Raw genomic sequence first — 8,744 nt, 5'->3', positions numbered from 1 at the left:
GTAATATTGAGCAATCGTATGTCTAGAGTCTTCAGGGTCAAAATCATCAATACGACATTTTTCAAGATTCAGTACATCTAATTTTTCAAATACATTAAATACCCAGTATCCTTCATGATACTTGTCGTGATCATCAACAATCACCGCCGGGTAGAGCTGACAACACTGGCTATCGATAGTGCCTAGTGTTTGTTTTATTTCTTCAGAAAAAACTGGGTAGGTCGAGTCCAAATGTGCCTGCTTAATCGGCCGAGAAATTCCACGAGCAAGATCCTCATCACGATAACCGTTAACAAAGAACATCGGCTCACCGCCACTGAGCTTAGTGTACTCATAGTCACGATGATCCGATCTGTCATGCGTTGTTAAGTACAAAGTATTTTCATCGTAATTCTTAAATACAATATAATAGTGATCGTTGTATTGACTCATTTTCCTGCCTATAGCTGGCCTTCAAGCATTCTCCTTTGCCTGAAGACCAAGCCACTTACCCTATGACTCTAAAAATTGAAGACCCATGGCCCAATCAGAGACTTTGACAAAATTCAGTGTGTCTACATTGTGCTTTTTAAGTACATTGACAACTTTTTCGTGTACCATGACGTGCGGAAAATCAGAATATTCAGGCATAAATACTAAGCGATCTTTCTCAGGTATTGCTTCTATTTTTTTCTTGCTGAGATAGTATTCATTTATAGCGTATTCATCTTGACCAGATTCAAAGTTATCAATTAAACAGTTTTCAAGATCTAAAACATCCATATACTCGAAAATATTAAACACCCAAAAACCTTCATGATAGTTTCTCTCATCATCGACAATTACCGCAGGATACAGCTGGAAAAAATTATTTCCAATTTCTCCTAGTGATTTCTTAATGTCGTCATTAATCACTGGATAGTTGATTGCCATGTGAGCATTTTTGATTGGACGTTTAACGCCTTTAGAAAGATCCTCATCCCTGTAGCCGTTTTCAAAAAACATAGGCTCTCCAGCAGGTAGCTTAGTAAATTCATAATGCCTCATAGCAGAACGCATTTCTGGTTTAAGGTACAAGGTCTCATCATTATAGTTTAAGAAAGTGATATAATATTGTTCATTGTACGGGTTTATCTGCCTACTCTTGGTATCCATTTTGTGCCTTTATAAGTGATAGTTCTAGTGTCCCATCTGATCAGCCAAATTCACTTTCCACCTTAGCCTTAAGCCTAAACCTCGTTACAAAACAATAAACTGGGCTCCCCCGAGCCTGGCATCCCACTTGTTGCAGCGAACGTATCAATACCGGAAAAGTTATCTACACTCTTTATTGAGTCAACTATATTCAATGAATATAGCCATTGGATCTTTAAATACGTGAGGGAGTGTAACAACCTTCACTAATGCTGTTATATTGGCATAGTGACAACTTCTAATGGTAGTGTGAGCAAATAATAGCTAATACTGACCATTCTTTTCCTCGGCTAAACTAGCGTTAACAATAAGTATGTACTCCCTTAGAGGTAGAGTCTCTCTGTAGCAGTTTATTGATGAGCAACAGAGCTGCTCATCCCATTGCTAATCTCATGATGGATGGCTCTAGGTGTGCCCAAAGACAGGAGTCGTTTTGGTTCGAATTGCATGGGGGCTCTGCGGCCAGTTAGTCCATCGGGGTGCACCAGTTAGCCCATCAGAGTACAAGGGAACAGCCGTTTTTCATGATCGGGCATTAAGGTCGAGAGAAAAAAATAGCCAGCGAAACGCTGGCTATCTGTACAGAATTCTTGGCTGAAATTAAATCTTAGTGATGTTTTCAGCTTGTGGGCCTTTTTGGCCTTGAGTGATAGTGAACTGTACTTTCTCGCCTTCTGCAAGAGTACGGAAACCGTCACCCTGGATTGCGCTGAAGTGTGCGAAAACGTCTGGGCCGTTTTCCTGTTGAATGAAGCCAAAGCCTTTAGTTTCGTTGAACCACTTTACCGTCCCGGTAACTGTATTAGACATGATGTATATCCTATGTATAAAAAATTAACTTGAGCCATATTCGGCGCTTCTAGCGTGGAAACGTTGATTGCTATTGCGTACGACACGACGGGAGTTACGAGTAATCCAACGAACAGTGTATGTAGACAAAGAACTTCATTTCTAGCTGCTTCGAGTTTAGTGGAATCGATTGCTAAGTGGTAGCAAATAATCCGGAAACAGGTCATTTATTTTTGTTCTCATTGTGAAACTATGCGCAAGGTTTCATTTTGACCATTTTTTACTGGCATTTAATACAGTTGAAATATGGTCGCCCATTGATCTTCTATTGGTGTTGGTGAATAATCCAACCGAATCTATCAATAGGAGAGGATGATGAGTAAGAAAAACCATCACCAGGTTTCTGAGCAAGCTCCGGTCAATGATATCGAGCTGGGACGTGGTCAGATTAAAGACAACGCGCTGAAAGCGCTAGTGACGAGTCAACTGTTTACAGCCCGAGTTGAAAAAGCGAAGAAAGGTAAAGGCAGTTACCAGCGAAAAGCAAAGCACAGAGGCAAAGAGCCCTATTCAAAAGCAGCATAAGTGCTGATTTCGAATAGGGCTCTTTTTATCAGTGTTCGATCTTAGGTGAATACAGCGAGTAAGCGGTAATTTGTCCGGCTACAATGGCCGCAAACATGAACACGGCAGAAAGGCCAATACTCGGAATGGGCAAGATCGACTGCTCAAAAACTGACTGACTGGCACTCACTAGCACCCGGCTGCCGGGTACCAGAATGATAATACCCTGCACAATGTAGATAGACCCCGTCAAATCCAAACGTTTTGCCACCCATGTGCCGTACAGCGTGATCAAGACCGTTGTCACCCAGGTCCCGACGACCCAGCCACTGTCAAAACCGAGATAAAACGGCCCCCACATACCCAGCACGGCAACCGGAGAGCCGAGTAGAATGTCTTTCGGCCTGGCGTTAAACATGATGCCAATCGAGACCGATAACAAAAACAAACCAAAGATGTGTAGCGGGAGCGGGATTTCATTGTGGTATGTGGTGGAGGGCGCTTGCCCCCATACCGCCTCACCAATGTTCAGCCCCATCACAATACCGACGAACAGTTTCAGCAGCGTCAGCGCGCTTTGACCAAACAAACTGGTACCGGAGACCAGATCATTGAAGGCCAGGCATTCGAGTGAATTGGCAATCGAGAGGCCGGGCACAAACAAAATCACTGCAGCAATGCACAGAGCCCAGACAGGAATCGGCAGCCCGGTGCTGGCAAGAAATGCCACTATAACGCCGGTCAGTAGTGCTGAAATCAGTTCGGCAGCAATGGCGTGTCGCCCGCGACAGCCTCGCTGACACAGCCAGACGACTAATCCCAGAAATATCGAAACACCAATCGCCTCCAGAGTACTACCTACCAGCATCAGATATGCAGGTGGAATTCCCATATTAGCCAGCGCTGTGACCCACCACGGATACCCGACAGGCTCAGGTACCGGTTCACTGCTTGGCTGATTGATACGAATGATGGTGTTGGCCAGCAAGCTGAGGTTGATGGAAGCCGGTTTGTGTCGCTTCATTACCACCGCATTATTGTCATCCGGAAACTGGTAATTGATCGTGGTGGGGGTTGCCTGAATCATCACGTCGACGCCATGCTTTTGCGCATAATGCTGAGTGTATTTCTCAACTTTGTAAGGTGCGCAGCCACTGCGATGCAGTGTGTCGCCTATTTCCACGATTTTATTGATTCGGTACTGCGAGGGCATGTTGGTGAGTCAGTGAAAAAGAGTGGCGCAAAGTTAGCAGAGCGGATGGTCAAAAACGACATTCTGATATCCGTATCGTTGCCGAGTTCACGTTATTGAGTGTTTCAAAAATAAAAACTTTGTTGTTGCTTTTGTTGGAGGTGCTGAGTAATTGCCGGACGTCACATTTTTTGACTGAGAGCGAAAATAAATTTTAGTTAAGCATTTGTTACATTCAGACACGTTTTTGTGAACTTTTTTACCATAATGCCTTATGCTGCCAATAACTCAGAGAGTTTATATTTTAACCATTACTTTACAAACACTTTGCGGTTGTAAAGTGTTCAATAATTGTGTGTTTTATGCGCTTGATCTTTCTTTTTAAAAGGAGAAAATAGACGCAAAATGAGATTTCAAAAATGAAAGGATGCTTTTTGGTTACTAAAAGCGAGGTATAAGATGAAACTGCTTCTAATTATCATGGCTTCAATTTCGGCAGGTGTGGCATCTGCGGATCATCTTCATTCTTTCATGCTCGGGCTGTCGATTTCAGCACTTGCCGTGGGAAGCTGCTACTGGTTTGCCTTTCGCACGACACGCTTTCCTCAATTGGCGTTGTTTTTGTTGATCCTGGGGGGGGGCGCTAAGTTCACCGTGACGATCATCGGTGTTGCTTGGGGTATTTCGGCAGAGCTAATTACATCACCGCTGGTGTTTGCTTTGTCTTACCTGTTCTTCTCTGTGGTCGTGACTTACCTGTGGTTCAGTTATCGCGATGCGATCACGCCGAGACCAGACACAAAGAAGCTCGCCATTTAAGCGATGATCACTGAGGAAAAGCCGGCTGATTCAGCCGGCTTTTTTTGTGGGTGTTTTCGGAGACACTTCCAGGTGAGATCACGGACATTTTCTGGTAACTGGATATGCAACTACTATGCTGCCTGAACAGTCTTGTTTGTGACCATGTGCCGATACAGGCCACACAGACATCCCGATAGAAAGGTGTGATGCAATGAGTGTAGTCGTCCTGAGTAAAGCTGGTCCCCGAATGGTTGACTTTTATCTGTCTGACAACCATCTCAAGCTGTTGATCAACGGGCCGGGCATGTTGTTTGAAAAACTGGAACTGATGACCAATAAGACCGCTCTTGATGGGGCGGATGTGGATTTTTATCGTCGGGTTGCGAAAGGCTTGCAAGCGACCATCGCGTGTCCGCATGAGCCCGTGCGACGAGCACACATTAGCGTAGAACCTCATCGACTAGGCGCAGAGCTGAGTATTGAACTTGGCCCTGCCAGCATGTATCAGAGTTTGTTGGAGATTCGGACTATCCAGGGGGAGTCGTTTAAGTCGCTAATTGACGCCTCACTTAACACCGAAGAGACTCCGTTTTCATCTGGGCAGCCGACGATTGCCGCACTGGTGACAGTACGTGCCACGGGGCACCACGAACATCATGCATCGGCCAGTAAGCTCATACGGACCAACCCAGGAGGTTCAGAGCATCATCATCCAGTTGGTGAGCATGGACTTAAGTAAGGAGAGTCACGATGGGAATCAGAAAAAGCGCAGCCGATCTTACACCTGACGAAATTGCGGCATTTCTTGAAGCGATTGCACGCTTGAAAGCAACCAAAAACAATCAAGGTTTTAGTGTGTACGATCAGTTTGTTGCCCTGCATGGAGCGGTGATGGCGGTACTCACGCCAACCAGCGGCGACCGCAGTGTCAATTTCGGGCACGGCAATATTGGTTTCTTGCCATGGCATCGTCAATATCTGCGGGCGTTTGAACAAGCGTTGTCCGATGCGTTGGGCGAAGCGGTCACGCTGCCATACTGGGATTGGTCAAACGCCATTGGAGCCTCCAATGTCTTATTCACGCCAGAGTTTCTGAGTTCGCTCCGCTGGGGTAGCCCACAGGATGTGACCGATGGCATTTTGCAGTTTACGATCGCAGGTTCAAGCAGGCCGCCTTGGTGGCCAAGTGGTTTGGTGGGGTTTCGTGTCGATAGTCTGTTGGCTGAAAGTCGGGGAACCGCGCTTGAGCGGGGAAGCATGGAGTCTGATTGGTCACCGAGCGAGGCAATGCTCAACACACTGACTCAAGTCAATCAAAGTATCAATGGTCGCCATCCGTTGTGGGTGTTCTGGCTGATTCTGGAACAGGGCGTTGCGCAGTTACCGCAGACACATAACGCCGGTCACCGTTTTATTGGTGGTCACATGGGAGGCGCGTTTTCGCCTAACGATCCGGTGTTCTGGCTACATCATGCCAATGTGGACCGTTTGTGGGCAAACTGGCAGCAGCATCGAATTGATAACAACCTTAGTGCTAACTGGTTGGATACGTATCCTCTACCTGAAGAAGAATCCCCATTTGATGGCAGTATTGCGCCGGAAGGGCACAAAGTGGGCGATGCTATGTGGCCCTGGAATGGTGATCTGGCGGGATACACCAGTGTGTCAGTCTCATCTGCGATCCGAAACCGCTTACCTGAGTTTTCTGACAGGGTATTGGTGGAGGATGTGCTCGATACTGCGGCACTGGGCATTACATATCAGCCACCGTTATGAATCGTTCGCGTATTATAAAGCAGCGTAGATGCTGACTTTTCTGTGTCGCAAAACTGAGAGAAATATTGTGATAATTTTGGGGTGAAATGTTAGTAACTCTTTGTTCTTTGCCACAAAACTCAATATTAAGTAAAAATTCGTAAATATCGGCGAATGCCTTCTAGTGCATTGTTTATACTCAGGGCAGACATATTAATTGGTGTGGTGTCATGCAAAACAAATTAACAATTTATGGGTTCTTAAGCGCTTCCGCTGTGTTCTTTTCTGCTTCTTCTTTTGCCGCGCCGACTGTGGTACCGGATCCGCCCAGCATTGGGGCGAAAGGCTACGTGCTGATGGATTACAACACCGGCCAGGTGCTGGTCGAGAAAAATTCGCATGAAAAACTTAACCCGGCTAGCCTGACCAAGCTAATGACTGCGTATGTGGCCGGGCAGGAGATGAAAGCCGGTAACATTTCGGCTGATGATCAGGTTCGGATCAGTGAAAATGCCTGGGCAAGAAATTTTCCTGATTCATCCAAAATGTTCATAGAGGTTGGTAAATACGTCAACCTGATGGATCTTTATCGTGGTTTGATTGTGCAATCGGGTAACGATGCCAGCGTTGCGATAGCAGAACACGTAGCCGGATCCGAGCAATCGTTTGTTGACATGATGAACACATGGGCTTCGAAGCTGGGTATGAAGGACTCGTCATTTACCAATCCGCATGGTCTTGATAGTGACAACCTTTACACCACGCCGTATGACGTGGCGTTGCTCGGCCAGGCGATCATACGTGATCTGCCCGATATCTATCCGCTGTACAGCGAACGTTCGTTTACCTACAACGGCATCACGCAGTACAACCGCAATGGCCTGTTGCGGGATCGCAGTATGACGGTCGATGGCATGAAAACCGGTTACACCAGTGGGGCCGGTTACAGTTTGGCAACCTCTGCGACCAGTGGAGATATGCGTCTGATATCGGTGGTGATGGGTTCCAGTAGCACCAAAAGTCGTGAAATGGAGAGCAAGCAACTGCTCAGTTATGGTTTTCGTTTCTTTGATACGGTGGCACCGAACAAAGCGGGTGAAACCCTGGCTAAGCCTCGCGTCTGGATGGGCAGTGAAAACGAAGTCCCTGTGGGTTTAGAAAAAGCAGTCTATCTGACATTGCCGAAAGGGGAAGCCGCTCAGCTAAGCGCGGAGATGAAGATCCCGGCTGATCTGACTGCGCCGATTGAACAAGGGCAACAGATCGGCAGCGTAGTGTATAAGCTCGGCGATAAAACCGTTGCTGAGGCGCCGCTGGTGGCGCAAAAGCAAGTGGACGAAGGCGGTGTGTTCAAACGTATTTTTGACTGGTTGAAACGGCTGATTGCCAGCTTTTTTGCCTGACAGCTTATCAACAACAGCGCCTTGCCTCAGCAGGGCGCTGTTATTTTAAGGGCTACCTGCGTGTGTTTATCTACGCGATCACCGCATTGCTGGATACCGTGGTTTTGGCAAAATTACTTTTATGGTCACGACAAAAATATTGATTTGTTACGCGGGCTTATTGGACTTATAACGCAAGTCCTTTACCTCAATACACTCAATATTATGCAACAGCTGATAGATGCGTTAGCCACTGATGGCCTCTACATTTGGGATGATTTTCTGACTTCGCAACAAGTCTCAGCATTGCGTGATAGCATTCCGGAAGACTGGAAACGTGCACGGATCGGGCGTAACGACGATATCATGCGAGCAGAAAGTATTCGCAGCGATAAGATCCAATGGTTGTCAGCGGGCAATGGCATTGCCGTACAGGAGTATCTGGAGCAGATGGAAGTCATTCGCCGCGAAGTTAACATGAATTTCTTTCTCGGTCTGTTTGAGTATGAGGCGCATTTTGCTAAGTACGAACCCGGTGACTTTTACGTCAAACACCTCGACAGCTTTCGTGGTAACGAGAACCGCAAACTAACGACGGTGTTCTACATGAACGAAGAGTGGTGTGACGCCGATGGCGGTGAGTTAGTGGTGTACAACCTTGATGATGACTTGGTGACGCGCGTGGCGCCGAAAGCGGGCCGACTGGTGGTCTTTTTGTCGGACCGTTTTCCTCATGAAGTGCTGCCGACACACAATGAACGTTTCAGTATCGCGGGATGGTTCCGGGTCAATGGGGTCAGCGATCATCAACTGGATATTGCCCGCTAAATATCGTGTGTTTTCTCTGTCCATCGGACTTTTTGTTTAAGACGCCCATAGAGGCGTCTTTTTGCTGTCGCAAAATGTTCATCAGCCAACAATTTTTTTCTTCTTTGATTGCGCATATCGTTTAAATATCTATGATACTAATTTCTCAGTGTGGTTATTCATTTTTTCGGGGAATATTGCACCAGGCTGAAAATCGGGAGACACTCCCACCCGCATCGTAAGGTGCGATTAAATAAAAACATAAACGACAAACGGAGTTA

The 8,744-nt window shown here is 46.5% G+C and carries 10 protein-coding genes; 6 read left to right on the top strand and 4 right to left on the bottom strand.

Going from position 1 to position 8,744, the window contains the following annotated elements:
- The 3 genes from VPR01S_RS16590 to VPR01S_RS16580 form a co-directional block, all read right to left on the bottom strand.
- On the bottom strand, nucleotides 1-432 hold a 432-nt coding region (locus VPR01S_RS16590; protein ID WP_021706519.1), incomplete at its 3' end, for a hypothetical protein.
- 60 nt (nucleotides 433-492) lie between these two features.
- Nucleotides 493-1,134: a hypothetical protein gene (locus tag VPR01S_RS16585; protein ID WP_021706518.1), complete on the bottom strand. Its 642-nt coding sequence runs from the start codon at nucleotides 1,132-1,134 to the stop codon at nucleotides 493-495.
- Between the two features lie 639 nt (nucleotides 1,135-1,773).
- Entirely contained in the window at nucleotides 1,774-1,983 is a 210-nt protein-coding gene (locus VPR01S_RS16580) for a cold-shock protein (protein WP_021706517.1), read from the bottom strand.
- A gap of 354 nt (nucleotides 1,984-2,337) precedes the next feature.
- Here VPR01S_RS16580 and VPR01S_RS16575 point away from each other — a divergent pair, with 354 nt between their 5' ends.
- Entirely contained in the window at nucleotides 2,338-2,547 is a 210-nt protein-coding gene (locus tag VPR01S_RS16575; RefSeq protein WP_021706516.1) for an alternative ribosome-rescue factor A, read from the top strand.
- Between the two features lie 28 nt (nucleotides 2,548-2,575).
- Here the strand turns inward: VPR01S_RS16575 and VPR01S_RS16570 are convergent, their stop codons facing one another.
- Nucleotides 2,576-3,739 (bottom strand): threonine/serine exporter family protein, encoded by a 1,164-nt coding sequence (locus tag VPR01S_RS16570; protein WP_021706515.1) that lies wholly within the window; start codon nucleotides 3,737-3,739, stop codon nucleotides 2,576-2,578.
- Between the two features lie 438 nt (nucleotides 3,740-4,177).
- Here VPR01S_RS16570 and VPR01S_RS16565 point away from each other — a divergent pair, with 438 nt between their 5' ends.
- The 5 genes from VPR01S_RS16565 to VPR01S_RS16545 all read left to right on the top strand — a co-directional run bounded on the left by VPR01S_RS16565 (nucleotide 4,178) and on the right by VPR01S_RS16545 (nucleotide 8,484).
- Nucleotides 4,178-4,537 carry a hypothetical protein gene (locus VPR01S_RS16565; RefSeq protein ID WP_021706514.1) on the top strand — a complete coding sequence of 120 codons (360 nt, stop codon included), beginning with the start codon at nucleotides 4,178-4,180 and terminating at the stop codon, nucleotides 4,535-4,537.
- Nucleotides 4,538-4,730: 193 nt separating this feature from the next.
- Nucleotides 4,731-5,258 (top strand): hypothetical protein, encoded by a 528-nt coding sequence (locus VPR01S_RS16560; RefSeq protein ID WP_021706513.1) that lies wholly within the window; start codon nucleotides 4,731-4,733, stop codon nucleotides 5,256-5,258.
- 11 nt (nucleotides 5,259-5,269) lie between these two features.
- Entirely contained in the window at nucleotides 5,270-6,295 is a 1,026-nt protein-coding gene (locus tag VPR01S_RS16555; protein ID WP_021706512.1) for a tyrosinase family protein, read from the top strand.
- Between the two features lie 209 nt (nucleotides 6,296-6,504).
- Complete coding sequence (locus tag VPR01S_RS16550) at nucleotides 6,505-7,677, top strand: D-alanyl-D-alanine carboxypeptidase family protein (RefSeq protein ID WP_021706511.1); 1,173 nt, start codon at nucleotides 6,505-6,507, stop codon at nucleotides 7,675-7,677.
- Nucleotides 7,678-7,881: 204 nt separating this feature from the next.
- Nucleotides 7,882-8,484, top strand: a complete 603-nt coding sequence (locus VPR01S_RS16545) for a 2OG-Fe(II) oxygenase (protein ID WP_021706510.1) — start codon at nucleotides 7,882-7,884, stop codon at nucleotides 8,482-8,484.
- The last annotated feature ends 260 nt before the right edge of the window (nucleotides 8,485-8,744 follow it).

The sequence above is a fragment of the Vibrio proteolyticus NBRC 13287 genome (assembly GCF_000467125.1).
Taxonomy (GTDB): domain Bacteria; phylum Pseudomonadota; class Gammaproteobacteria; order Enterobacterales; family Vibrionaceae; genus Vibrio; species Vibrio proteolyticus.
This window is presented reverse-complemented; position numbering and strand designations above follow the sequence as displayed.

What these genes read in the sequence shown, in the direction of transcription:
- VPR01S_RS16585 (WP_021706518.1), bottom strand. Translation starts at nt 1,134, where the DNA reads ATGGATACCAAGAGTAGGCAGATAAACCCGTACAATGAACAATATTAT.
- VPR01S_RS16580 (WP_021706517.1), bottom strand. Translation starts at nt 1,983, where the DNA reads ATGTCTAATACAGTTACCGGGACGGTAAAGTGGTTCAACGAAACTAAA.
- VPR01S_RS16575 (WP_021706516.1), top strand. Translation starts at nt 2,338, where the DNA reads ATGAGTAAGAAAAACCATCACCAGGTTTCTGAGCAAGCTCCGGTCAAT.
- VPR01S_RS16570 (WP_021706515.1), bottom strand. Translation starts at nt 3,739, where the DNA reads ATGCCCTCGCAGTACCGAATCAATAAAATCGTGGAAATAGGCGACACA.
- VPR01S_RS16565 (WP_021706514.1), top strand. Translation starts at nt 4,178, where the DNA reads ATGAAACTGCTTCTAATTATCATGGCTTCAATTTCGGCAGGTGTGGCA.
- VPR01S_RS16560 (WP_021706513.1), top strand. Translation starts at nt 4,731, where the DNA reads ATGAGTGTAGTCGTCCTGAGTAAAGCTGGTCCCCGAATGGTTGACTTT.
- VPR01S_RS16555 (WP_021706512.1), top strand. Translation starts at nt 5,270, where the DNA reads ATGGGAATCAGAAAAAGCGCAGCCGATCTTACACCTGACGAAATTGCG.
- VPR01S_RS16550 (WP_021706511.1), top strand. Translation starts at nt 6,505, where the DNA reads ATGCAAAACAAATTAACAATTTATGGGTTCTTAAGCGCTTCCGCTGTG.
- VPR01S_RS16545 (WP_021706510.1), top strand. Translation starts at nt 7,882, where the DNA reads ATGCAACAGCTGATAGATGCGTTAGCCACTGATGGCCTCTACATTTGG.